Consider the following 24,034-nt stretch of genomic DNA (forward strand, 5'->3'; position numbering starts at 1 on the left):
AGAACGCAAAATTATGAATCGATTAACGCCTTCTTATGTCACTGCACTGGTATTGTTGCTGATCATGGCTCCATTCGCGCACGCAGAGCCCAAGGTCACAGCGCAAAGTGAATACGGTTTTATCACCGAAAATGTCGTCACCATTAGCGCCTCCCCTGATGAGGTCTGGCAAAAACTTATTTACGGCGTGGATACCTGGTGGCCAAAAGATCACAGTTGGTGGGGTCAGGACGGTACCTTTACAATTTCACCTGAAGCTGGCGGCTGTTTTTGTGAAACCGCGGGTGAAAAGTCCGCTGAGCATTTACATGTTGTGTTTGTCGACCCGAATAAAAAGCTCGTCATGACCGGTGGCCTCGGCCCGCTTCAAGGCATGGGCTTGTTTGGTGCCTTGACCTTTGAACTCACCGAGCAAGATGACTCAACAAAGGTTGCAATGACATATCGGGTACATGGCTACTATCCGGATGGTTACCAGCAGCTTGCTCCTATCGTGGCACAGGTACAGGGACTCCAATTACAGGGCTTAGCTAACGCGTTTTAAGCCAGACTGGCTAAATTCCACGCAGTTAACCATAAAATCCTGCTCATTCATGCACACGCTATTGTGGGAAGCACTATGGCTGGGCTATTCTATGCGGTTATTATATCAGGCACACTCGCCGTAAGCCGGCGGGTATATTTGTTTAAACACAACAGAATGCGGAAGCCTACGTTAACATGGCCGATAACCAGTATAATCCACGAGAAATTGAACACGCCGTCCAGCAGTCCTGGGAACGACACAACACCTTCAAAGTAAGCGAAGATGACAGCAAAGAAAAATTCTACTGTCTGTCGATGTTTCCTTACCCCAGTGGCCGACTGCATATGGGTCACGTGCGCAACTACACTATCGGCGATGTGATTAGCCGTTTCCAGCGTATGCAGGGCAAAAACGTACTGCAGCCTATGGGTTGGGATGCCTTTGGTCTGCCGGCCGAAAACGCCGCGATCAATAACAATACCGCCCCTGCGAACTGGACATACTCGAACATCGACTACATGAAGAACCAGTTAAAATCGCTGGGATTTGGTTACGATTGGGACCGCGAAGTCACTACGTGTAAGTCTGACTACTATCGCTGGGAACAATGGTTCTTCACCCGCCTTTACGAAAAAGGTCTGGTGTATAAGAAAAACGCTACCGTCAACTGGGACCCGGTAGACCAGACCGTTTTGGCCAATGAACAGGTCATTGATGGCCGGGGCTGGCGCTCGGGCGCTGTGGTTGAACAAAAAGAAATTCCTCAGTGGTTCATTAAAATCACAGACTATGCCGAAGAATTATTAAACGACCTTGAGCAACTGGAAGAATGGCCAGAGCAAGTGCGTGCCATGCAGGCAAACTGGATTGGTCGTTCTGAAGGGGTAGAAATCACCTTTGATCTGGCCGCTCAGGTAGCCGATGTTGCATCGTTAACCGTGTACACCACTCGTCCGGATACGTTTATGGGTGTAACTTACGTTGCAGTTGCGGCTCAGCACCCGCTTGCCGAAGCGGCTGCAAAAAATAACCCGGATATTGCCGCCTTTATCGACGAGTGCAAAAACACCAAAGTCGCCGAAGCCGATATGGCGACAATGGAGAAAAAAGGCATCGCGACCGGCTTTAACGCAATTCATCCACTGACTGGTGAAGAAGTGCCAGTGTGGATCGCCAACTTCGTATTAATGGATTATGGCTCGGGCGCGGTTATGGCAGTGCCAGGTCACGACCAGCGCGACTGGGAATTCGCAACACGCTACAGCTTGCCAATCAAACAGGTCATTGCACCGGCGGCAGACAGTGATGCCGAATGTGATTTATCCACTTCTGCCTTTACCGAAAAAGGCAGCCTGATAAATTCAGGTGAATTTGATGGCAAAGATTTTGAAGATGCCTTCAACGCCATTGCCGATAAGCTGGTAAGCCTGGGCAGAGGCGAGCGCAAAGTGAATTATCGACTGCGCGATTGGGGCGTAAGCCGTCAGCGCTACTGGGGCTCTCCTATCCCAATGCTGAACCTGGAAAATGGCGAGTCCGTGCCGGTACCTGCAGACCAACTGCCAGTTGTACTACCAGAAGACGTAGAGATGAACGGTGTCACCTCGCCGATTAAAGCCGATCCTGAGTGGGCGAAAACCACTTATAACGGCGAAGCCGCTCTGCGTGAAACAGATACCTTTGATACCTTCATGGAGTCATCGTGGTATTACGCCCGCTATAGCTGTGCGAACACCGACGATGCCATGTTAGACCCCGCGAAAGCCAACTACTGGCTGCCCGTCGACCAGTATATTGGTGGTATTGAACACGCTATCCTTCACTTGTTGTACTCGCGTTTTTATCACAAATTATTACGCGACGAAGGTTTGGTTAACTCTGACGAGCCCTACAAGCGCTTGTTGTGTCAGGGCATGGTATTAGCCGATTCTTACTACAGCGAAGATGAAGCCGGTAAGAAGACCTGGTATTCACCGACCGAAGTCAGTACGGAAAAAGATGACAAAGGCCGTATCACCAAAGCCTGGTTAACGAAAGACGGTACACCTGTTATTCACGGTGGAATGACCAAGATGTCGAAGTCGAAAAATAACGGTATCGACCCCCAACAGGTTATCGACCAGTACGGTGCAGATACCGTTCGTTTGTTCACCATGTTCGCTGCGCCACCAGAACAAACACTGGAATGGGTAGATTCTGGTGTTGAAGGAGCGAACCGATTCCTGCGCCGTGTATGGAAACTGGTTACCGACCATCTGGCCGCCGGCACACCAGTGGCACTAGACGTGGCAAGCCTGAGTAAACCTCAGCAAGCCCTGCGTCGTGAAGTTCATAAAACTATTGAGAAAGTGACCGATGACTTAGGTCGCCGTCAAACGTTCAATACCGCCATTGCGGCCATTATGGAACTGTTGAATCACTTACAAAAAGCACCGCAGGAAAACGAGCAGGATATCGCGCTTATGCGGGAGGCTGTCGAGAGCGTGCTGTTAATTCTGAACCCAATCACACCGCATATCTGTCACCATTTATGGGAACAGTTGGGCCACACAGGCAGCATTGAAGAGGCAGCCTGGCCGGTTGCAGATAAAGCAGCTCTGGTGGAAGATGAAAAACTGATCATTGTTCAGGTTAACGGTAAGGTGCGAGCGAAACTTACCGTGTCAGCGTCTGCTTCAAAAGAAGAAATTGAAGAGGCCGCGAAAACACAACCGAATGTGCAGCAGTTTACCGAAGGCAAAACGATCAGGAAGGTGATTGTGGTGCCGGGTAAGCTGGTAAACATTGTGGCTAACTAACAATGCGCGCGTCTTATATCGGGCTTTTCCTGTTGCTGGCTGTGACGCTGGTCACTGCCGGTTGCGGTTTTCATTTACGCAGTGCACAAACGCTGCCGGTTGGCAGCAGTTACGTACACATTATTGCTGGTAAACAGACTGCACCACTGGAGAAGTCGGTATTAGCACGCATGAAAGTCTATCAGATCAACAGTGGCAGTCAGGCGCTGGATGGTGAGGCTGCCTCTACGATCTCGGTAAAACTACAGCCCGAAAAGCTCGACAGACGATTACTGTCGGTGTTTGCCACAGGTCAGGTTGCCGAGTACGAACTTATTTATGGTGTGCGGTTTACCGCAACCTACCCCGACGGTAATCAAATCACACAGCAGTTTGAAGTGTTGCGTGAATACCAGGACGACCCCAAGCAAGTACTGGCAAAGTCCCGCGAACTTAATTTGGTACTCAGCGAAATGCGTACCGAGGCGGCTGATCGTATCATTCGTATCATTTCAAATCAGCAGTAAGGCACCGTCGTCGAATGCAGGTTTATCCCGATAAATTCATCCCTACCCTAGAACGCGAGTTCAAAGGGTGCTATTTGATTTTCGGGGACGAACCACAGCAAAAATTCGAAATCCTGCAAGCATTACGGGAGAAAGCCAAACAACAAGGCTTTACCGAACGCAATGTCATGGTGGCCGACAACGAGTTCAGTTGGAATTCTCTTTTGGACGCCACTCAGGCCATGTCATTGTTCGCAGACAGACAAGTTATTGAGCTTGAGCTTCCCACCGGTAAACCTGGCACCGAAGGCGCGGCTTTGCTCACGTCTATTGCAGACAACTTGTCACCTGATACATTGCTCATTATTCACGGGCCACGTATCGGTAAAGACGTGCAGCGCACTAAGTGGTTTAAAGCCCTGGATGCCATTGGCGCGTTTACTATTTGTTACCCCCTTGAAGGGAATGCCCTGTCTGGCTGGCTATCACGCCGATTACAACAGCATGGTTTTCAGTTCACACCTGGCTGCGTGAAAATGCTCGCCGATTTTTGTGAAGGCAATTTAATGGCCGGCGCACAAGAAATTGAAAAGCTGGTACTCGCCTATCCTGATAAGCACATTGACGAGCAAAAACTCAGCGAAGCACTGGTGGATCAATCGCGCTTCAATGTGTTCCAACTGGTCGACGTAATGTTGCAGGGCGACCGGGATCGATGTGTGAAAATGCTCTATCGCCTCGAATCAGAGGGGATAGAGCCCAACATTGTTATCTGGGCGCTCATTCGCGAATGGCAAACACTGTGGAACCTATGTCAGCTTCAACAAAGTCGTCAGCCCATCACCTGGCAAAAATTTGGTATCTGGAAAAACAGACAAGGCTTTTACCAACAGGCATTACAGCGGTTGAACACGGCACAGTTACAAGGCATAGGCGAACAGCTTACCCAGGCCGACTTTCTGTTCAAGCAAGAATCCGTGGTGCGGCCTTTCGTCAAACTAGCACACCTGTGTTTGCTGTTTACTGGCGTGCCACTATTACACATGCCGCTCAGTGACATGGACAGCCTGGCCTGATGATTGCGTTATTGGGAGGCACCTTTAATCCGCCTCATCAAGGGCATATTAATGCAGGACTTGATGCAATTAATGAAATCGGCGTAAATAAGCTTGGGTTACTGCCCTGCAATGTGCCACCACATAAATCTGCCCCGGAAACTGCGACGAAGCACCGTTTGGCAATGCTGGAGCTGGCATGCCGACAAAGTTCAAAGTTATATGTCGAACCCCTAGAACTTAGCTTACCGGCACCAAACTATACGGTAAAAACACTGGCGTATTTACGTGAAAGCGAGCCAGATAACGGAATCTGCTTTTTGCTGGGCGAAGATTCACTGTATAATCTGCCATCCTGGTATGAATGGCAGCACCTCACTGAGTTTTGTCACCTCGTTGTTATGAGGCGACCGGCCAGTAAAGGGCAAATATTACCGATTTTACAGGACTGGCTGAACACCCGGCTGGTCGATACCCCCGAAGCCTTACACGAACAAAGGTTTGGCCGGGTGTACATCACCCAGAGCAAGGATTACTCTGTGTCGTCTACGCAATTGCGAAACGCATTAGGTCAGGACGATCCAAACGATAATACTACGTCAGACTGGCTTCACCCCGACGTAGTGCACTATATTGATACACATAAGTTATACCGTGCTGAATAAGCACTTGTGAGGAGAACTTTTGCAACACGAGCAACTCAAAGCCTTTGTTATTGACAAAATAGACGACATGAAAGGTCGTGATATTGTTGAACTGGACGTAAAAGGCAAATCAACGATCACCGATACGATGATCATTTGTTCCGGTAATTCCAAACGTCATGTCAGCTCTATTGCTGAACACGTTCAACTGGAATCAAAACGAGCAGGCATTTCACCGCTGAATGTTGAAGGCAAGGAAACCGGCGAGTGGGTATTGGTAGATCTGGGCGAAATTATTGTACACATCATGCAAGATGAGTCGCGGGACTTTTATCAATTAGAGAAACTCTGGGGTTAACCCGTCCCCTGCCTAAGGAGTAGCAGGCCGTGCGAATTCAGATCATTGCTGTGGGTAACAAAATGCCTGACTGGGTCACTACTGGCACCCAGGAATTCCTGCGTCGGTTTCCCGCTGATATGCCAGTCAGTTTTGTTGAGATTGCCCCGGGTAAACGCGGCAAAAATGCTGACATTAAACGCATCCTGCAAAAAGAAGGCGAAGCCATGATGGCCGCCATCGGCAAAAACCATAAAGTGGTTACACTGGAAGTGACTGGACGCCCTTGGGATACCCCAACGCTGGCTAAACAACTCGACAACTGGAAAATGGATGGCCGGGATGTGAGCTTGTTAATTGGCGGTCCGGAAGGGCTGGCACCCGAGTGCTGCGCCCTTGCTGAGCAACGCTGGTCGTTGTCTGCATTGACCCTGCCTCACCCCATGGTCAGAATCATTGTGACAGAAGCCCTCTACCGCGCCTGGTCTGTTACACAAAACCATCCGTACCATCGCGAGTAGTCCAATGCCAATCAAGCGCCAGACGATTCGCGATCACTCTGCCGAGGCCAACCTGTTTGCCCGCCGCACCGTCATTGCCGGCCTGATTGTCATAGCCTTATTGGGCATGGTGGTCAGCAATTTGTATTACCTGCAGGTCAAGCATTTTGACGACTACCAGACCCGTTCTAACGGCAACCGAATTAAAGTACTGCCTATCGCGCCCAACCGGGGTCTGATTTACGACCGAAATGGTGTGTTACTGGCTGAAAACCGTCCGGTTTATAACCTGGAAGTCATTCCGGAGCAGGTTGATAACCTTGAGGAAACACTTGCAGGCTTACAGTCGTTAATGGGGATCACCGACGATGAAATAGACGACTTTCGTCAGGCATTAAGAGGACAGCGCCGTTTTAAACCGGTTGCCTTGCGTTCCCGTCTGTCTGAACAAGAAGTCGCTCGCTTTGCCAGCCGCAGCCATCAGTATCCTGGCGTATCCATCGAAGCGCGTCTTGCTCGCTATTATCCCTATGGAGATATGCTCACGCACGTGTTGGGTTACGTGGCCAAAATTAATAAAAAAGACCTGCAAAAGATCAAAGAAGCCGGTCAGGAAGCAAATTACGCCGCCACCTATGACATAGGCAAACTGGGCATTGAAAAATATCACGAGGATATTTTGCATGGCAGTGTGGGATACCAGCAGGTAGAAGTAAACAGTCAGGGCCGTATTATCCGCACTCTGGATGTTGATCCACCGGTACCAGGCCGTGATATTGTGCTGAACATTGATATTCGCTTACAGCAAGCGGCTCAGAAAGCATTAGAAGGCCAGCGCGGGACCGTTGTTCTGGCTTCGCCGCATACCGGTGGTATTCTGGCCATGTATTCTAATCCCAGTTACGACCCTAATTTATTTGTTCACGGTATAAGCCGTAAGAATTACGCAGCGTTGCTGAATTCACCTGATCGCCCGCTGATCAACCGGGCGACTCAGGGCCAGTACCCTCCCGCGTCAACCGTCAAACCACTGCTGGCGTTATTGAGTCTGGAAACTGAAACCATCGACAAGTCGTTCACCATAAAAGATAACGGTCGGTACTCCCTGCCTAACGTCAGTCATGTGTGGCGTGACTGGAAAAAGTGGGGGCACGGCGATGTCGACGTAACCCGCTCAATTGAAGTGTCCTGCGATACTTATTATTACGAATTAGCCTATCAGATGGGTATCGACATGATCAGCGGATACATGTCGGAGTTTGGTTTTGGTGACTACACCGGTATCGATCTTTACGAAGAAAGCGATGCCAATATGCCGAGCCGGGGCTGGAAGAAAGCCCGACATAATCAGCCTTGGTATATCGGCGATACAATCTCTGTTGGAATTGGTCAGGGCTACTGGACGACAACACCAGTACAACTGGTACACGCAACCAATGCGTTGGTTAACTATGGCGCGCGCTTTGTGCCGCAAATATTAAGGGGCTACCACCAGCCCGATGGCCAGGTAGCATTAGAACCGCTTAAATCGTTGCGCCCTATTGAAATCAAGAATCAGGAAAACTGGGAAATTGTACTCGATGCTATGTATGGCACAGTAAACCGGGAACATGGTACCGCCAGAACGGCGTTTGTCGGCACCAACTATACAGCAGCGGGTAAAACAGGGACTGCGCAACTTTTCTCGGTTGGCCAGAACGAAAAATACGAGGCAGAAAAAGTCGATGAACGTTTGCGGGATAACGCAATGTATGTTGGTTTTGCGCCATACGAAAACCCAGAACTCACTGTTGCTGTGGTGCTGGAAAACGCCGGTGGTGGTAGCTCAAATGCCGCCCCTATCGCACGCATCATGATGGACGAGTTTTTTCGTCTGAACCCGGACGCCATCAAATACCCGAAAACAGCAAAAGCCGACTAATGCCATGAAAAAAACCACACTGAATGAACGGCAAACAACCATTTGGCAAACCCTGCACATCGACATCCCTTTATTATTAGGGTTACTGGTGCTGATGGGTGTAGGGTTGGTTACCATTTATTCCGCAGGTGGTCAGGACATGGATCTGATTAACCGACAGGTTATTCGATTAGGCATCGCCCTGTTTGTGATGTTCGTTCTGGCGCAGGTGCCGCCCATGGCCTACCGACGGCTGAGTATTTATGCCTATGGTGCGGGTATTCTCATGCTTATTGCCGTGCTGTTATTTGGTGACATCGGTAAAGGTGCACAGCGCTGGCTGGATTTAGGGTTTGTGCGGTTTCAGCCTTCAGAGGCCATGAAGCTCGCCGTGCCCATGATGATTGCCTGGTATATCAGCAAATTCACTATGCCTCCCACCTTATCGCAAATCGTCATTGCTTTTGTACTGGTCGTCGTACCCACAATACTCATCGCAAAACAGCCGGATTTAGGCACATCCCTGCTGATTGCCAGCTCAGGAATATTTGTTATTTTTCTGGCCGGCATGAGCTGGAAACTGATAGGCATTGTTGCGGCATTAGGTGGCGCGTTCCTGCCAATCATGTGGATATTCCTGATGCAGGACTATCAAAAGCAACGAGTATTAACCTTTTTGAACCCCGAGAGTGACCCTTTGGGATCGGGCTACCACATTATTCAATCAAAAATAGCGATTGGCTCTGGTGGTCTGGAAGGTAAAGGCTGGCTGCAAGGCACCCAAAGTCAGTTAGAATTTCTCCCTGAGCGGCATACTGATTTTATCTTTGCCGTATTCAGTGAAGAATTTGGCCTGACAGGCGTACTGGTATTGTTAGCCATTTATCTGTTCATTATTGTGCGTGGTCTGATGCTGGCCGTCCGCGCGCAGAATGCCTACAGCAAACTCCTGGCTGGGAGTATCACCCTCACCTTCTTTGTTTACGTATTTGTCAACATGGGCATGGTGTCCGGCATTTTACCTGTGGTAGGCGTGCCCCTGCCTCTTGTGAGTTACGGTGGTACATCTATGGTGACTTTGCTGGCCGGATTTGGCATTCTTATGGGTATCGGCACACAAAAACGATTAATGTCGCGCTAATGCAAAGGTTTACGTCGGTTTTTTTATGGGTTTTGTTAATGGCCGGGCTCTCAGCCTGCCAGGCGCCGTCACGTTACACGCGGGCGGTGGATTCTGCCCCCGATTACGACTATGACGAGCCAGAGATGCTGGATGCCGAACCCCGTTATGAGCCTTATCGCGAACAAAATAGCCTGCCTTATGAAGTATTTGGTAAGCGGTATCAACCGCTAACAACGGGAAAAGGCTACGTGCAAACCGGCCAGGCCTCGTGGTACGGCCAGAAATTTCATGGTCATCTCACATCAAATGGTGAAGTCTATGACATGTTTGGCATGACCGCCGCACACAAGACGCTTCCCTTGCCCTCCTATGTCAGGGTCACCAACCTGGAAAACCAGCAAACCGCGATTGTGCGGGTTAACGACCGCGGCCCATTTCACTCAGATCGCATTATTGATTTGTCCTACGCGGCAGCAAAAAAACTGGGGTATCACGATGTTGGGACCACCCGTGTCAAACTGGAAGTCATTCATGTTGATAAACATGACATGGTAACCGTTGGTAATGAACCACCCGTGCCCTACTCACTCTACGCAGGCCAGTTGCCTGACGAAGCTGATTTGCATACCGCAAGCGAGGCAGCGGATGATGCAGCCCAAAATCCCGACTTAGCAGAGGCGTCCACGCCAGCAGAATCAGATACGCCTGTATTAACCTCACTCAAAGGCTATTACATTCAGGTTGCGGCATTGTCAGATGCAGAACGGGCAAAACAGTTGTCAGACGGCCTTTCCAGTCTTTATCAGGTGCCGGCAGAAATGCCACTCATCGACGACATCTACCGGTTGCGCTTGGGGCCACTGACAGACCGTTTTCAATTAAAAATGCTACTGGATGAACTAAAGCAAAACGGCTATCCCGGTGCCTACACTATAGAAGCTGCACTGTAGTCAGCGTTGCATAAGCGTTTGCCGATTTTCGTAGCGTGATGTTTTCGTAGCGAGATATCGTGAATTAAACTTTTTTAGGTTGCCCTAGTCCAATACCCTGGCATACGTTAGAATGCCGATGTTTATGACAGTCTTCATTTCCAACCAAAAACGGTAACACCATGCATAATAAAATAAAGCGCGCTAAACCGTCTTTCTTGCCATCTATGTTGATGGCACTGAGTCTATTTGCCTGTAACGCGGCGTCAGCTGCAGTTGTGATCCCCCCGGCCCCAAGTGTCGCCGCATCAGGGTTTATTCTGATGGACTACGAAACCGGCCACATAATTGCTGATCAAAATGCAGATATGCAGCTTGCCCCTGCCAGCTTAACCAAAATCATGACCGTGTATGTCATTGGTAAAGAGATTCAGGCAGGCAACATCAGCCTCGATGACGAAGTCAAAATTTCAGAAAATGCCTGGGCTAAGAACTTCCCTGACTCCTCTAAGATGTTTATTGAAGTGGGCACCACCGTTAAGGTTCGCGATTTGTTGCGCGGTATTATTGTGCAATCTGGTAATGATGCCTGCGTAGCTATGGCCGAGCACATTGCGGGTTCTGAAAGTGCCTTTGCCAGCATGATGAACGCCCACGCTGCTAACCTGGGTATGACAGCAAGTCACTTTGTTAACAGTCACGGCCTGCATGACGCGGATCATTACACGTCCCCGCGTGATATGGCGACCCTATCCCGCGCGTTGATTGAAGAAACGCCAGACATGTACGCCATTTACAGCGAAAAAGAGTTTACCTACAACGGTATTAAGCAATACAACCGCAACAGCCTGCTGTGGGACAAAAGCCTGAACGTAGACGGCATTAAAACCGGGCATACTTCTGATGCAGGCTACAGCCTGATCACTTCCGCTTATCAGGGCGAAATGCGTCTGGTTTCTGTTGTAATGGGGACTGACAGCGAACGCGCACGTAAAGTTGAAAACAAAAAGCTGCTTCGTTACGGCTTCCGTTTTTATGAAACCGTCACACCTTACCAGGCAGGTGAAAGCTTTGTCGCCCACCGTATTTATATGGGCGATCGCGATACCGTGGATTTAGGCATTAACCAGTCTACGCCCATCACTATTCCACGTGGTCAGGTAGATAACCTGAAAGCGAACTTTGAGCTTGACCGCAAACTGGAAGCGCCACTGGCCAAAGGTGAGGTCGTTGGCAAGCTTTATATCCAACTCGAAGGTGAAGATGTAGCTGAATATCCACTGGTTACCCTGCACGAAGTGAAAGAAGGTGGATTGATTGATCGCATGATGGATTATGTGTCTCTCAAACTGGGATTAGACGACTAACTATACCCCTTCGGCAAAATTCACACTTTACACACCGGCGTGCGTATTAAACGCACGCCAAATCTGGCTTCACGCCTGTCAAATTGATACAATTCGTTGGTTTTCACTTTAGAGGTTTACGTCATGGACACTCGCTTCGACGAATTGTTAGATTTCCCAACAGTTCAGACGTTTAAAGTTATGGGCGTCGCCCATGAAGATTTGCCAAATCATGTCATTGAATGCTTGCAGCAACATGCACCCGGTGACTATGCACCAACCGTTAAGCCGAGCTCAAAAGGCAATTATCACTCGGTTTCCGTGCAGGTAACCTGTACCAGCAAAGAGCACATGGAAACCCTGTATAAAGAATTAGCTAAATTAGAATTAGTCAGGGTTGTACTGTAATTCATGAGTAACAACGCGGTAATTATTCGTCAGTTAGGCAGACAGTCTTACGAACCGGTTTGGCAACGTATGCAAACCTTTACCGATACGCGTAATGACGAGGATCAGGACGAGATTTGGTTAGTCGAACACGACCCAGTCTTTACTCAAGGTCAGGCAGGTAAAGCTGAACATGTGTTAATGCCCGGCGATATTCCGGTGGTTCAGGTTGACCGCGGCGGTCAGGTTACCTATCACGGCCCTGGCCAACAAGTCGTCTATTTGATGCTGAATGTACGTCGCCGTAAATTAGGTGTTCGACAATTGGTCACTGCCATGGAAAATGCCGTAGTAAAGACACTAGGCGATTATGGTATTACCGCGAATGCTCGCCCTGACGCACCAGGCGTATATGTAAACAGTCAAAAAGTCTGTTCCCTGGGTTTACGCATTCGCCGTGGCTGCTCTTTTCATGGTCTGGCTTTGAATGTAAATATGGATTTAGCGCCCTTTTTACGTATTAACCCTTGCGGTTATGCAGGTATGGAGATGACGGATTGTGCCAGACTCGGCGGTCCACAAACGCTTGACGAGGCTGGCTCAGCTCTGCTCAAACACTTATTGGCTGAACTGGCCATTGAGACTACACAAACAATAGAAGGCTTTAATGAGTAACGTAAAAGCAAAAGCCGGAGTTAAGCTCCGTGATGATCAGAAAGTCAAACACATTCCGGTAACCATCATTCCAACCGAAAAGGAAGAGATGTTACGCAAGCCTGAGTGGATCAAGATCAAGCTGCCACGTACTACAGATAAAATCGACCACATTAAACAGACGCTGCGTAAAAACAATCTGCATTCAGTGTGTGAAGAAGCCAGCTGCCCCAACCTGGCGGAGTGCTTTAATCACGGTACCGCCACCTTTATGATTCTGGGTGATATCTGTACCCGTCGCTGCCCGTTTTGTGATGTTGCGCACGGCAAGCCGTTACCACCGAGTGCTGAAGAGCCGTTAAAACTGGCAACCACCATCAAAGAGATGAATCTTAAATACGTGGTTATCACCTCAGTTGACCGCGATGACCTCAGAGACGGTGGCGCTCAGCATTTTGTGGACTGCATTAACGCCATTCGTGAACACAGCCCATCGACAACGATTGAAGTGTTGGTACCGGATTTCCGCGGACGTATGGATCGCGCACTGGAAATCTTTAAAGCAGGGCCACCGGATGTGTTTAACCACAACCTGGAAACGATCCCTCGCTTGTACCGTGAATGTCGTCCTGGCGCCAACTATCAATGGTCACTGGACTTACTGAAGAAGTTCAAAGCACAACACCCTTCTATTCCTACTAAGTCTGGTTTGATGATGGGTATGGGCGAAAGCAAGGAAGAAATCGCAGAAGTGTTAAAAGACCTGCGAGCGCATGACGTAAACATGTTGACTCTGGGGCAGTATCTGCAGCCAAGTCGACATCACTTCCCGGTAAAACGCTACGTTCACCCCAATGAATTTGATGAATTAGGTGAACTGGCTAAAGAAATTGGCTTTACTCACGCAGCTTGTGGTCCGATGGTTCGGTCCAGCTACCACGCAGACCGTCAGGCCGCTGGAGAAGAAATTAAGTAGTCGCATTATTGGCAGGCTGATAAATCACAGCCTGCTGCTTCCCTGCTCTTTTCGCCTGGTACAAGGCCATGTCAGCAGCATTTAATAATTCAGATAACTGCACACCCGCCGTTTGCGTGTCACAAATCCCAAAGCTTGCCGAAATTCGCCAGCTATCCAACCGCTCATTGGTATCAATAACTTGAAAATGTTGCTGTAATTGAGCCGCAAATTTCTGCGCCTGGTTGGCAGACATATCCCGCAGGAAGATAGCGAACTCTTCTCCTCCTATCCTTGCCGCACTCAGTACAGACGGCGATTCCAACGTGGATATACACTGACTTACCTGCTGTAGTACCCAGTCACCATTTTGATGCCCGAACCCATCGTTGACCCACTTCAGATTATCCAAATCAAACAGCACCAGACTGTACGTTGTGGTAGGTTCGATATCTCTTAAGTATGAAGACACGGTTTCGGTAAAACAGCGTCTATTCGCCAATCCGGTTAAGGCGTCGGTATTCGCGGTCGTAATCAAACGTTTTCGCTGCTGGCGATGTCGGAACAGGCTAACCAGCGTCAGTAAAATCAAGGTGGCTGACAACACCACAACCAGATAGGTATTTAGCATGCGTTGGTGGCTCACCGACAACTCACTTTCCAGCAGTGCATTTTGTTTCGACAGTGATTGCAACGCTCTTTCTGATGCTGCCAGGCTGAATTCGGCTTGCGCAATGGCTAAACGCTTAGTCAGAGCACTTTTCTGCTCCTGTCGCCTCAGTTCGCTCGCAATTCGTAGCCAATGATAACTCTCAGCAAAATTTTGCCGTTTCATTGCCAAATCCGATTTCAACATGCTGGCATTCAAGAAGCCTTGCAAATAATTTTCAGACAGCGGATTGTTGACCAGTTCGTTTACGATTGCCTCGGCCTGCTGATATCGCCCCAGTGAGAACAAAGCGCTGGCATAAAATTCCTGCAGTTCGGCAAATAAGTGATAATAATTAAGTTGACTGACTTTCTCCCAGTGCGCCTCAACAAAGTCCACAGTCGACTGATAGTCTTTTCGTTCATTAAGTAACTCTGCCCAACTGACGACATATTCAATGGTGTACACATTTGGAGTAAGGTGATCACAGGTATTCTGTAATTTTTGTAGCCAAACATTGTCGATGCGCTGCGAATGCAATCCTTTCAATGACACAAATTCATAGGTCGTAAAGCGACAGTTTAGCTCTTCAGAGATGACTTCAGGATAACTCCTCGCATCCAGTATTAACTGCAATGCGTCGTCAAAGAGTTCCAGGTGAAGGAAAAAGAATATCTGCCCGACACGTGCGGTATACCAATCAGTGTCTCTGGGAGCTTCTTTTTGAATGGTAGCCAGTTCATTCACCAGTATTACGCCTTTTTCCCATTCTTTCGTACCTGCGTAAAGACTGAGTAATGTAGCGCGTAATCGGAGAGCCAAACGGCCTGAAACATGACGAGAAAGGAGTGGCTCTATTTGCCTTGCCGCTTTGGAAATATCGCCGCCCATGGCAACGTGAAAAGAGGTCAGGTAATTCAGGTAATCCTGTTCATACGGTGAGAGTGTCAAACGGCTGGCTTTTTTTAAAAGCGCCACAGAGGACTGCCGTTCGGTAACGCGCAAAGTATCAGCTTGTTCAATTAATTCAATCGCCTCCTGTGCGGCACACAGAGGACTCATAAATTCAAACAGCAGTAGCAGGCTTATTGTCAAAAATTGCTTAACCGCAATTTTTGTCCGCTTATAAAACAAAACTACCTCTCAATATAACACAGGCAAATCGATTCAGGGTCCTAATGAGAGAGCAGTCCGTAGCGTCGATAAAAACAGGGATTGTAAGCTTTTTTAACGATTATGACGACATATTCGCCGAATATTCATATACACGGTTACGACCGTAGTGCTTAGACTGATACAGCGCTAAGTCGGCAGCGGCATACAGGTTATCGAGCTTATAGCCAGCGTGTGAGGAACACCCTACCCCGGCACTGACTGTTAACTTGAAATTGTAACCCGATTGACTGGTATCAATATTGTCTATTGCCTTACGACATTCTTCCGCAATACGCATACCCACGCCGCTATCGGTCACCGTTAAAGCGATACCAAATTCTTCACCACCAAGCCGACCAACGATACCGTGTTGACCTACACACCGGGATATCGTGCTTGCTACCTGAGTCAAAGCCCAATCGCCCACCTGATGACCAAACGAATCATTGATATTTTTAAAATGGTCCAAATCCAACAGAATGAGCGACACTGGATTGTTGTTCTTTTGTGCCTGACTCAGCAGGTTTTCGGCGCTATCGGTGAAAAAGCCGCGGTTATAAATGCGGGTCAGTCCATCTGTATGGGCATAATATCGCAACTTAGCCTGTACTTTTCTGCTTCGGTAAGACCAGAATAACAGCGTTGCTAATAGTAGCGACACCAAAGATAAAGCCAGCAGTGAGTTTTCCAATTGCTCGGTAGTCAGTTGAGACTCGGTTTTTAACAGGTCATTCTGCTTGTCTAACAATTCAATCTGGTTTTGTTTGGCATCGACTTCAAACCAGGCTTTCTGAATTGCCATTTCATTTGCCAGTTTGGTTTCGAACATGGTTTTTTCCAGCGACAGCTTTTCATTCAGATAGTAGTAAGCTTGCTCGAAATCCTGCTTTACCTCAGCCAGCTGACGTAACACGTCAAACATCGTGATCTTGGCACCAACAAAGCTATCAATATTGTCAAGGGACAATGCCATTTCTGCATATTGCTGCGCCTCTTCATATTGCTTTAGAGCAACATGTAACGTTGCGAACTGGTTATATATTTCAATTAATTGAGAGTCCTGGCGAAATTGTTCTGCCTGAAAGAGCGTTAATTGAAGTACATTCAACGCTTCCTGATAACGGGCTTGTTGTTTTAGCCACTTGATTTTCCACAGCGCAATATTTATCAATTCGTAATCTAAGTTAGCTGCATTGCACACTGCATCAGCGTCAGTAAAGTCAGACAGTGAAAGCTTCTCAATATCCAGATTGAGAACAGACACTAATTTCACTTCCATCGCTAAACACTTATGGAACAAATCGATGTTGTCTATCGAAAGTGCCCTTTCTGCAAAATGCAGAGCCGTTTCAGGCTGATTAATTTGTTTATATAACAATGCCAGAGCGATGTACGCAGCAGGACGGTATGTTGAATCAGGGTGATTCTGCAATAGAGCCAACAGCTCTTCGACGCGATAGAACCCTTCCTGCCATTGTTTTTTTGCTCCGAGTAAATTGATCAATGAGCTAAATGTACGAATGCGAATGTCGGGGCTCTGCGAAACCTCCAACAACGCGGAATATTCGGCAATCACCGCATCTAGATCGCCATCAAAGGTAAGAAAATACGCATTCAAATACTGATAATATTCACGTTCTTCGGCACTCAATGCGTTAATGGGAATAGCCGAAAGACGGTTACGGCTTTGCTCGGGGTTTGAAAGACGGCCCTGGTCAATATCTGCTAGCTCAAAGCCATAATTGGATTGGCCAAAAGCAAAATGTGTCCAAATAGCCAACACGGCGAAAAGGACACATGATCTACTAAAAAGGCGATGCATACTGCTACTTAATGCACCATTTACTAAACAGAAACAGATTCAGGTTCTTTAGGCTCTTCTTCGTCAGGCGAATCAGGCTTAACTATCGTGAGTGCTGGTTGATTTTCAGTATCTGCCATTGATGTCATTAGCGCCTCTATTTCAGCGCGGTCTTGCTCAGTCAATTGTGACAAATCAGAATTTGGATCGACACCGAGTTTCTCTAAAATTTTAATAGCAGTCATTGTTTTACCTCTTTTATCCATACGGGTTTATAAACTAAACTTCTTTTTACCACGCTACGCGCCAGAAATCGATTTTAATTGTTTAACAATTGCATGATTTGGCGTTAATTTTTTACCCGGCGGGACCACCAACGTCGAAATCAGAGAAACATCGGCATCGGGTAGCTCTTGTAATGGAAACCAGTCTATTTTTGGTCGTTGCGTGGGCAAAAACGGAGATTCGTAAATCGCAATGTTATGATCAGGTGCATAATATTCCAGCAGCATGTTCATTAATACCGTCCGTTGTTCCGGCCCGGTCTGCCTTGGCGTCATCGACAAATCCCCGGCATGCCCTAGTTGCCACAGAATTAAATAAGCAGTTGGATCAATTGCGCGCTTGTAAAACATAAACTGGCTGGTCTCAAACGACTGACACCCGAAGGCACCAGGGTCAATGCCCATGTCTGCATACAAACATGCATCCGCAGAAATGCCCGGTTCCATCCAGGCTTCAAAGCCTTCCTCGCGAGCTTGTTGTATTGCCGCATGGGGAACCTGAGCAAACACCCCGGGATGACCATAAAAAACACCCACAACACGACAACCATCCCGCACAGCCTGTATCAAAGCGGCTTGCATTTCTGCATAGGTTTGCCCGCGATCTTTGTCTTTACCGTATAGGCCTTGTAATGAACGAACGTCAGGATTCATAGTGGAAATCCACTGTTCTATAACCGGGTGACAGCTACTGAATACTACGTCTGCCTGACTAATGTGATTTCTGCAGCGCTCCGACATGTGCGCTCCCAGCACCATTCCTGGCCCAACACAAACCAGGCTCCCTTGTTTTACCGCCATGAGGCATTCCTTTTTTCGTTATTATTACTACGATGCGTACCTGACTGGTCGCAAAATTATCGCCATAGCCTAATACAAAATCGTTAGCGATTCGACCCGACAATCCGGAATATTGACCTTCGGCTGTACCCCCGAACTGTAAGGCTTGTTACAATGCGCGCAAAACAGAAAAACGACCATCATTATGCGTAAACATATATATATTGCCTACACGGGCGGCACCATCGGTATGCGGCCATCCTCCCAAGGCTACGTGCCTGCTCCCGGTTTCCTGGCTGAAACACTGGCTAACATGCCGGAGTTTCATCGGGAAGAAATGCCCCTGTATACCCTGCACGAATACGATGAACTTATGGATTCATCGGATATGAGCCCCGCAGATTGGCAGCACATCGCAGATGATATCGCACAACACTACGAACAGTACGACGGCTTTATTATACTCCACGGCACAGACACCATGGCCTATACAGCATCGGCTCTCAGTTTTATGCTGGAAAACCTCGGTAAACCGGTCATCGTCACGGGTTCGCAAATTCCCTTTGCTGAGCTCCGTTCAGACGGCCAGGAGAACTTACTCAATGCATTGTACATTGCTGCTAATTACCCGATTGCCGAAGTCAGTTTGTATTTTAATAACAAGTTATTACGTGGTAATCGCAGCCGTAAAGTAGACGCTGATGGATTTGACGCGTTTGATTCTCCGAACTTCCCTCCATTATTAGAGGCGGGAATCAATATTCGCTTGAAAGCAGGCAAAATTACCGATTACACCCCGCATACACTGAAAGTAAATCCGGTTAAAGCCCAGCCTATCGGCCTCGTGAGCTTGTACCCAGGTATTTCACCGGCGGTCATAGAAAATACCATTCAACAACCCGTTAATGCCCTGATCCTATTGAGCTACGGGGTCGGCAACGCACCACAAAACCCTGCCCTTCTCGCGCAACTGAAGTTGGCTGCACAGCGCGACATTGTGGTGATCAATTGTACTCAATGTTTGCGCGGTAAAGTAAACATGGGCGGGTATAAAACTGGTCACGGGCTCTCCCAGATTGGGGTGGTTTCAGGTCACGACATGACGCCAGAAGCCACGTTAGCTAAATTACATTGCTTGTTAAGCCAGCAGCTGACTTTCAGCGAACTTAAACACGCACTGACCAAAAGCCTGCGCGGCGAACTGACTGAATAAGGTGCCTTACCACATGCAATACACTGGAAATTTAAGAAAAATGCGGGTTAGCGCAAACGACGATTGCGTTGCTCAATATGCATTACCCATTGGTGAGCACAGCGTTGACATGAACGCACTCATCGGGCGGGAGCTTACGGTAGAGTTCCACGGCGACATTCACTGTGTAAACTGCGATCGCAAAACCAAAAAAAGCTTCAATCAGGGATATTGCTATCCCTGTATGATGAAGCTGGCTGAGTGCGACACCTGTATTATTAAGCCTGAGTTGTGCCATTATCACGAAGGCACCTGCCGTGACCCACAATGGGGGGAAGCACACTGTTTATCTGACCACTTTGTGTATCTGGCCAATACCGGCAACATGAAAGTGGGTATTACCCGACATGTGACCGACGGCATTTCCAGCCGTTGGATTGATCAGGGTGCAACCCAGGCTACCGTGATGCTCCGCGTACCAGACAGACTAACCAGTGGGCGTATTGAAAAACTCTGCACGCAGTTTATCGGTGATAAAACGAACTGGCGGACGATGTTAAAAGGGGCTGCAGAACCTCAGGATTTAACCGGGTTAAAGCAACGATTACTTGCAGAGCTGGATGAAGAACTGAATAAGATTGCGCAGGATAAAGGCTTACAGGCGTTTTCTACGGTGGATGACACATTGCACACCATTAACTACCCTGTCGATACGTACCCAGTGAAAATTAAGTCGCTGAATCTGGATAAAACGCCGCAATTTAGTGGTACATTGACCGGCATAAAAGGTCAGTACTGGATGCTAAATGAAGACAGAGTCATCAATATCCGCAAATTTGCCGGGTATAATGTGACGCTGTCTGTCGAATAAGCACAACGCGAAGCGTCAGATTTCACTTCCTCCGAGCTCTGACGCCAAATCATCCAACTGCGCTAGCATGGTGTCGAACTCACCTGTTTTAATGCGATAACTCACACGTACATGGAAATTAGACTGGCCATACTTCACCTTCAGGTTGTCAGCCTGAAGGTGCTTAGCCGTGTTGAGAAAACGGTACGCCTGAGGTTGAGTATCGAATACATATTCAATGGCGTTTTGCATTACTCCTCCAGCGCCGGCATAGCATAGTAACTCAGAATACCCTGCAACCGACGTTGCCACCCTTCCCCTTTGGCAGCGTCGAATTGACCCGAAGAGGCAATAACACGTGCAATTAACGCATCAGTGTCGGGCAGCGCTGAGCCATTCAATTTACTTTGCATCAACTGTAACTGCACGGTAGAACGCTGTGATTCTAGCTCTGTAGGCGACGGCTGTTGCGCAAGCACTTCCAACATTAACATGTCGTGTTGCAAATCATTCTCGTTGTCTGCGACTTGCCCTTTCCACCAACTCACCGGCAAGTCAGGCGCTAAGGCTGGCGTCAGTGATTCGTTGATATCCGTAGTATCGCCAAGCGATTCTACAACGGCGTCAACCTGACGGGTAATTGAATCCTGCAGCTGACTCAGCAGCGCCTCATCCAGCACGGCTTTCACCTTACTTAACTGTGAGCCCAGTGCTTTTCTTTCCTTCGGGTGAACGGCTAACGAGGCGAGTTCGTCCCCTAGCGCGATAACGGCTTCCTGATGCTCAGGCAGAGGTGTTTGTTCAATCTCGGCGCTAAGCGTGTCTAACGATTGTTGCCACTGCTGTGCAACAGAGCGTTGTTGGCTTCTGGCCTGCTGCTGTTGAGCCTTTGCTTTACCGAACACAACGTCATTCGCAGCCTTAAACGCAAACCACAATTTGGACTCAACCCGTTTACCCGCCGGACCAACTTGCTTCCACTGTTGCTGCAGCGACTTTGCTTGTTCACACGCTTCTGCGGCATCGTCTTGTGATGAGAGTAACTCAGCCTGCTCTACCAGGGCTGTTTTTTGTTCGCGATTGTGCTGTATCCACGGCGACAATAATTCGTTCACCTGTTCACTGATCCCATCCCAACGTTTACGCAGCGCATTATAACGCTCAGCGTCCGTTTGGGGGGCTTGTTGCCATTGCTTTTTTAGTTGTTCAAAGCGCTGATAACGAGCGAGTGGCTCATAGTCCTCACTGACTAATGCCGTCAATTGAGCAATCAGTTGTTCACGCTCTTCAGCCGCACTTAACTGTGCTGCCTCCAGTTCAGCGAAATAGGTCCGACAAGGGGCGAATGCTTCTTCTAACAGCGTATCAAATTGCGTGTTTAACGCTTCGTCATCCGCTGTACCTGTACTTCCCAGGCTTTGCCATTGCTGCCTAAGTACCTTAACGGCCTTGGCTCTGCCTGGCATGTCGGTATCATCGGTAGATACTAACGCTTGAGCCTGCTCAATAAGCTGGGGTTTGCGCGGCGCCGCAATGTAGTTCTGCCAGCCTTCAAGCCGGGCAATTTCTGCCTCGGTTTGTTGGTAGCGTTTGTCTATGACCTGGCGCGTTGCATCAGGTAGCGCCTGATAGATTTCAGACAGCTTGCTAAATTTGACCATCGCCGCATTAAACTTACCCTGTGAGACCAGGTTATCAATGATATTGATATATTTTCTGCATAATTTCAGGTCAGATTGCTGACGAGCCTGCGCTTTGCGTTTATGTGCAGACAGCGTGTTATTCAGTGTCTTCCATTGCGTCTGAAGAAACACAGGCACCACTGCCATGTCGGACGTAGCTTGTGCCCAGGCTTGCTTGATCTGAGCGGCATCCAGTGACAGTGGCTCTTCAGTGCTCTCGGCCCGCGCTTGCCAGTCTTTGAGTTGCACCTGTAATTCGGTGACTTGACGTTGCAACGTTGGGAGACCATCCCAAATGTGTCGATAGCTTTCCAGTAAGCTCTCAATTTCCTCTGCGGGGGTTTCGTACGCCTGCAGGGCTTCGATAGCAGATTCAGCAGCCTCGACCGCCTTTTGAAATTCGCTGACCTCACCTAAACTCAAACTGAGTAGTTGTTCACCCTGAAGCTTCTGGTGGTACTGCTTTACCGTTTCCACGGTGGTAGCTACACGTTCTTTTGCCTGTTGATGCGCAACAGCTTGCTGAGCCTCACGCCAGGGCCCTTCCAGTCGCGCCAGATGGCGAGACAGTTTATCTGCAATGGCACTGTATTTCTGTTCAAAGGACTCCCGAGTGGTCTCGTCAAGACAGTGAAAATCTGCCGACAGCGAGGTGTACTCATCCTGCAGAAGACTGAACTGCTTTTCGACAGCCGGAAAATCTGACTTATCGAGTAAAGCTTGCATCTTGGACAAGGTTAGCGTGCAGTCTCTAGACAGCTCTACCGGCTTTTGTGCAAGTAGCCTGACCTCATCAAGTCGAGCTTTAATGGCCGACGCCGTGTGGCTGTCACGACACTTTTTCAGTGCTTTTTGCAGCACATCAATGTCGCTACAGTGTTCTATCAGATGGTGCTTTAAAACAACGGATGGCGTTAATGTCAGCATCTCAAGATAGAAAGCACTTCGCCCTACCCGGCTGATAGCCTTGACAATAAACGCGCTGTCTTCGTGCAATTCCGTCATTAACGGTAAACAACGCACAATTTGTTCAGACGGCGCAGACTTCAGCAGGTACTCTTTTGCCTCTTTGGCACTTAACTGATGAGAGCCGTCAATTAACGCGCATTCTACTTTGGCTTGTGCGGCCGAACGCAAACGCGTATTGCGGGCAATTTGAGACATTTTCAGCCAAAGCGCAAATGCATCGAGCTTTTCTAAGGCTGCAAGGCTGACGCGTTCATCGTCGTCGTTAAAGGCCAGTTCGTGCAAAATACGTTTCTCGTTTGGCGAATCTGGCGATAGTTTTTCAATGGATTTTAACCGGATATCCGGGTTGTTACTGGTGTGGGAATGCGCGAAAAATCGACTAAATATCATCCTGCTTAAACCGGGCTATGGATTGTTCATTGGATTGTGTTTCACGTAATTCCTGACGTAATTCACTTTTGCTTTTGTGTACGATTTCGCCGCTCTCACCCACCGTCATGTGCTCGTTACTGCGCGCAACACGGGCCTGATATAACAATACCGCCTGAAGGCAATTCTCTTTTTGTTCCTCTGACAATGGGTTGCCATCCGGCCACTTACCGGTTTCAACCGCCTGACGAAGTCTGTCATAAACTTCGGGGGTCATGGCTGCCAGAATTTGTTCTACATTCATTTTCCTGACCGTTTCAATAATACGATTCTTACACGGTTAATGCCGTACCATAAAAAGCCAATAACACAGGCCGTTAATGCCATATTGTGTTGCATATCACCCGGTGACGCACCACCCCAATACATAAAACCAAACCCGCCTATAAACAACAACATGGCAAGCATGGATTGGTTTTGAATACTGTGCATTTTCTTGAAGCGCTGCATACTGTGCTTGCGCTCAATATCTTCAATTGAAGCATCCTGATAAGCAAAGTCACAGTGTGAACAAGACTTCGCTTTGTCCGACATTTTTTTACCACATGCAGGACAGTCAATTAACGCCATGCTATCTCCCGTTTTATAGTGAGTTCATGCCCGG

24 protein-coding genes are annotated in these 24,034 nt (G+C 48.4%); 16 read left to right on the top strand and 8 right to left on the bottom strand.

What is annotated here, in order from left to right; genetic code table 11:
* Positions 1-13 precede the first annotated feature (13 nt).
* From BUB81_RS08620 to lipA, 14 genes are all read left to right on the top strand, one after another.
* A complete protein-coding gene (locus tag BUB81_RS08620) occupies positions 14-544 on the top strand; it encodes an SRPBCC family protein (protein ID WP_073321481.1) in 531 nt (176 codons plus the stop codon).
* A gap of 176 nt (positions 545-720) precedes the next feature.
* On the top strand, positions 721-3,324 hold the full coding sequence (gene leuS / locus BUB81_RS08625; protein WP_073321484.1) for a leucine--tRNA ligase: 2,604 nt from the start codon (positions 721-723) through the stop codon (positions 3,322-3,324).
* Positions 3,325-3,326: 2 nt separating this feature from the next.
* The gene (locus tag BUB81_RS08630; protein ID WP_073321487.1) at positions 3,327-3,830 is read left to right on the top strand and encodes an LPS-assembly lipoprotein LptE; all 504 of its coding nucleotides are present in this window, start codon (positions 3,327-3,329) and stop codon (positions 3,828-3,830) included.
* Between the two features lie 14 nt (positions 3,831-3,844).
* Positions 3,845-4,885 (top strand): DNA polymerase III subunit delta, encoded by a 1,041-nt coding sequence (gene holA, locus BUB81_RS08635; RefSeq protein ID WP_073321490.1) that lies wholly within the window; start codon positions 3,845-3,847, stop codon positions 4,883-4,885.
* Positions 4,885-5,529 carry a nicotinate-nucleotide adenylyltransferase gene (gene nadD / locus BUB81_RS08640; protein ID WP_073321493.1) on the top strand — a complete coding sequence of 215 codons (645 nt, stop codon included), beginning with the start codon at positions 4,885-4,887 and terminating at the stop codon, positions 5,527-5,529. Before holA ends, nadD begins: the two co-directional genes overlap by 1 nt.
* 19 nt (positions 5,530-5,548) lie before the next feature.
* Entirely contained in the window at positions 5,549-5,866 is a 318-nt protein-coding gene (gene rsfS, locus BUB81_RS08645; RefSeq protein WP_073321496.1) for a ribosome silencing factor, read from the top strand.
* A gap of 29 nt (positions 5,867-5,895) precedes the next feature.
* Positions 5,896-6,366, top strand: a complete 471-nt coding sequence (rlmH, locus tag BUB81_RS08650; protein ID WP_073321498.1) for a 23S rRNA (pseudouridine(1915)-N(3))-methyltransferase RlmH — start codon at positions 5,896-5,898, stop codon at positions 6,364-6,366.
* Positions 6,367-6,370: 4 nt separating this feature from the next.
* Complete coding sequence (gene mrdA, locus BUB81_RS08655) at positions 6,371-8,266, top strand: penicillin-binding protein 2 (protein WP_073321501.1); 1,896 nt, start codon at positions 6,371-6,373, stop codon at positions 8,264-8,266.
* Positions 8,267-8,270: 4 nt separating this feature from the next.
* Positions 8,271-9,386: a rod shape-determining protein RodA gene (rodA, locus tag BUB81_RS08660; protein WP_073321504.1), complete on the top strand. Its 1,116-nt coding sequence runs from the start codon at positions 8,271-8,273 to the stop codon at positions 9,384-9,386.
* A 38-nt stretch (positions 9,387-9,424) separates the two neighbouring features.
* Positions 9,425-10,318 carry a septal ring lytic transglycosylase RlpA family protein gene (locus tag BUB81_RS08665; RefSeq protein ID WP_245819144.1) on the top strand — a complete coding sequence of 298 codons (894 nt, stop codon included), beginning with the start codon at positions 9,425-9,427 and terminating at the stop codon, positions 10,316-10,318.
* 206 nt (positions 10,319-10,524) lie between these two features.
* Complete coding sequence (locus BUB81_RS08670) at positions 10,525-11,664, top strand: D-alanyl-D-alanine carboxypeptidase family protein (RefSeq protein ID WP_073322766.1); 1,140 nt, start codon at positions 10,525-10,527, stop codon at positions 11,662-11,664.
* A gap of 123 nt (positions 11,665-11,787) precedes the next feature.
* Entirely contained in the window at positions 11,788-12,051 is a 264-nt protein-coding gene (gene ybeD, locus BUB81_RS08675; protein WP_073321509.1) for a DUF493 family protein YbeD, read from the top strand.
* Positions 12,052-12,054: 3 nt separating this feature from the next.
* Positions 12,055-12,705, top strand: a complete 651-nt coding sequence (lipB, locus tag BUB81_RS08680; protein WP_073321512.1) for a lipoyl(octanoyl) transferase LipB — start codon at positions 12,055-12,057, stop codon at positions 12,703-12,705.
* Positions 12,698-13,660, top strand: coding sequence for a lipoyl synthase (gene lipA / locus BUB81_RS08685; protein WP_073321515.1), 963 nt, complete (start codon positions 12,698-12,700; stop codon positions 13,658-13,660). Before lipB ends, lipA begins: the two co-directional genes overlap by 8 nt.
* On the opposite strand, the gene BUB81_RS08690 is transcribed toward lipA, so the two are convergent.
* The 4 genes from BUB81_RS08690 to BUB81_RS08705 form a co-directional block, all read right to left on the bottom strand.
* Complete coding sequence (locus tag BUB81_RS08690) at positions 13,653-15,350, bottom strand: GGDEF domain-containing protein (RefSeq protein WP_139241543.1); 1,698 nt, start codon at positions 15,348-15,350, stop codon at positions 13,653-13,655. The genes lipA and BUB81_RS08690 overlap by 8 nt on opposite strands.
* 172 nt (positions 15,351-15,522) lie before the next feature.
* A complete protein-coding gene (locus BUB81_RS08695; protein WP_073321521.1) occupies positions 15,523-17,226 on the bottom strand; it encodes a tetratricopeptide repeat-containing diguanylate cyclase in 1,704 nt (567 codons plus the stop codon).
* 62 nt (positions 17,227-17,288) lie between these two features.
* A complete protein-coding gene (locus BUB81_RS08700) occupies positions 17,289-17,489 on the bottom strand; it encodes a hypothetical protein (protein WP_073321523.1) in 201 nt (66 codons plus the stop codon).
* A gap of 54 nt (positions 17,490-17,543) precedes the next feature.
* Complete coding sequence (locus BUB81_RS08705; RefSeq protein ID WP_073321526.1) at positions 17,544-18,329, bottom strand: SAM-dependent methyltransferase; 786 nt, start codon at positions 18,327-18,329, stop codon at positions 17,544-17,546.
* 184 nt (positions 18,330-18,513) lie between these two features.
* On the opposite strand from BUB81_RS08705, the gene ansA reads away from it, so the two are divergent.
* Entirely contained in the window at positions 18,514-19,521 is a 1,008-nt protein-coding gene (gene ansA / locus BUB81_RS08710) for an asparaginase (protein WP_073321530.1), read from the top strand.
* Between the two features lie 13 nt (positions 19,522-19,534).
* Positions 19,535-20,371, top strand: a complete 837-nt coding sequence (locus tag BUB81_RS08715; RefSeq protein WP_073321534.1) for a DUF2797 domain-containing protein — start codon at positions 19,535-19,537, stop codon at positions 20,369-20,371.
* Between the two features lie 15 nt (positions 20,372-20,386).
* On the opposite strand, the gene BUB81_RS08720 is transcribed toward BUB81_RS08715, so the two are convergent.
* Genes BUB81_RS08720 through BUB81_RS08735 form a run of 4 tightly spaced genes read right to left on the bottom strand, consistent with a single transcriptional unit; the run spans position 20,387 to position 24,000 of the window.
* Positions 20,387-20,602, bottom strand: coding sequence for a hypothetical protein (locus BUB81_RS08720; RefSeq protein ID WP_073321537.1), 216 nt, complete (start codon positions 20,600-20,602; stop codon positions 20,387-20,389).
* Complete coding sequence (locus tag BUB81_RS08725; RefSeq protein WP_073321540.1) at positions 20,602-23,391, bottom strand: DUF349 domain-containing protein; 2,790 nt, start codon at positions 23,389-23,391, stop codon at positions 20,602-20,604. The genes BUB81_RS08720 and BUB81_RS08725 overlap by 1 nt, the downstream gene beginning before the upstream one ends.
* The gene (locus tag BUB81_RS08730; protein WP_073321543.1) at positions 23,381-23,674 is read right to left on the bottom strand and encodes a YeaC family protein; all 294 of its coding nucleotides are present in this window, start codon (positions 23,672-23,674) and stop codon (positions 23,381-23,383) included. Before BUB81_RS08730 ends, BUB81_RS08725 begins: the two co-directional genes overlap by 11 nt.
* Positions 23,671-24,000, bottom strand: a complete 330-nt coding sequence (locus tag BUB81_RS08735; RefSeq protein WP_073321546.1) for a zinc ribbon domain-containing protein — start codon at positions 23,998-24,000, stop codon at positions 23,671-23,673. Before BUB81_RS08735 ends, BUB81_RS08730 begins: the two co-directional genes overlap by 4 nt.
* Positions 24,001-24,034 lie beyond the last annotated feature (34 nt).

The sequence above is a fragment of the Marisediminitalea aggregata genome (assembly GCF_900129565.1).
GTDB classification, from domain to species: domain Bacteria; phylum Pseudomonadota; class Gammaproteobacteria; order Enterobacterales; family Alteromonadaceae; genus Alteromonas; species Alteromonas aggregata.

Excerpts from the sequence above, each read along its gene's own strand:
- BUB81_RS08730 (WP_073321543.1), bottom strand. The coding sequence starts at position 23,674 with ATGAATGTAGAACAAATTCTGGCAGCCATGACCCCCGAAGTTTATGAC.
- holA (WP_073321490.1), top strand. The coding sequence starts at position 3,845 with ATGCAGGTTTATCCCGATAAATTCATCCCTACCCTAGAACGCGAGTTC.
- BUB81_RS08690 (WP_139241543.1), bottom strand. The coding sequence starts at position 15,350 with ATGAGTCCTCTGTGTGCCGCACAGGAGGCGATTGAATTAATTGAACAA.
- mrdA (WP_073321501.1), top strand. The coding sequence starts at position 6,371 with ATGCCAATCAAGCGCCAGACGATTCGCGATCACTCTGCCGAGGCCAAC.
- leuS (WP_073321484.1), top strand. The coding sequence starts at position 721 with ATGGCCGATAACCAGTATAATCCACGAGAAATTGAACACGCCGTCCAG.
- BUB81_RS08700 (WP_073321523.1), bottom strand. The coding sequence starts at position 17,489 with ATGACTGCTATTAAAATTTTAGAGAAACTCGGTGTCGATCCAAATTCT.
- BUB81_RS08705 (WP_073321526.1), bottom strand. The coding sequence starts at position 18,329 with ATGGCGGTAAAACAAGGGAGCCTGGTTTGTGTTGGGCCAGGAATGGTG.
- BUB81_RS08715 (WP_073321534.1), top strand. The coding sequence starts at position 19,535 with ATGCAATACACTGGAAATTTAAGAAAAATGCGGGTTAGCGCAAACGAC.
- nadD (WP_073321493.1), top strand. The coding sequence starts at position 4,885 with ATGATTGCGTTATTGGGAGGCACCTTTAATCCGCCTCATCAAGGGCAT.
- ansA (WP_073321530.1), top strand. The coding sequence starts at position 18,514 with ATGCGTAAACATATATATATTGCCTACACGGGCGGCACCATCGGTATG.
- BUB81_RS08735 (WP_073321546.1), bottom strand. The coding sequence starts at position 24,000 with ATGGCGTTAATTGACTGTCCTGCATGTGGTAAAAAAATGTCGGACAAA.
- BUB81_RS08670 (WP_073322766.1), top strand. The coding sequence starts at position 10,525 with ATGTTGATGGCACTGAGTCTATTTGCCTGTAACGCGGCGTCAGCTGCA.
- BUB81_RS08620 (WP_073321481.1), top strand. The coding sequence starts at position 14 with ATGAATCGATTAACGCCTTCTTATGTCACTGCACTGGTATTGTTGCTG.
- BUB81_RS08725 (WP_073321540.1), bottom strand. The coding sequence starts at position 23,391 with ATGATATTTAGTCGATTTTTCGCGCATTCCCACACCAGTAACAACCCG.
- rodA (WP_073321504.1), top strand. The coding sequence starts at position 8,271 with ATGAAAAAAACCACACTGAATGAACGGCAAACAACCATTTGGCAAACC.
- lipA (WP_073321515.1), top strand. The coding sequence starts at position 12,698 with ATGAGTAACGTAAAAGCAAAAGCCGGAGTTAAGCTCCGTGATGATCAG.
- ybeD (WP_073321509.1), top strand. The coding sequence starts at position 11,788 with ATGGACACTCGCTTCGACGAATTGTTAGATTTCCCAACAGTTCAGACG.
- BUB81_RS08665 (WP_245819144.1), top strand. The coding sequence starts at position 9,425 with ATGGCCGGGCTCTCAGCCTGCCAGGCGCCGTCACGTTACACGCGGGCG.
- BUB81_RS08720 (WP_073321537.1), bottom strand. The coding sequence starts at position 20,602 with ATGCAAAACGCCATTGAATATGTATTCGATACTCAACCTCAGGCGTAC.
- lipB (WP_073321512.1), top strand. The coding sequence starts at position 12,055 with ATGAGTAACAACGCGGTAATTATTCGTCAGTTAGGCAGACAGTCTTAC.
- BUB81_RS08630 (WP_073321487.1), top strand. The coding sequence starts at position 3,327 with ATGCGCGCGTCTTATATCGGGCTTTTCCTGTTGCTGGCTGTGACGCTG.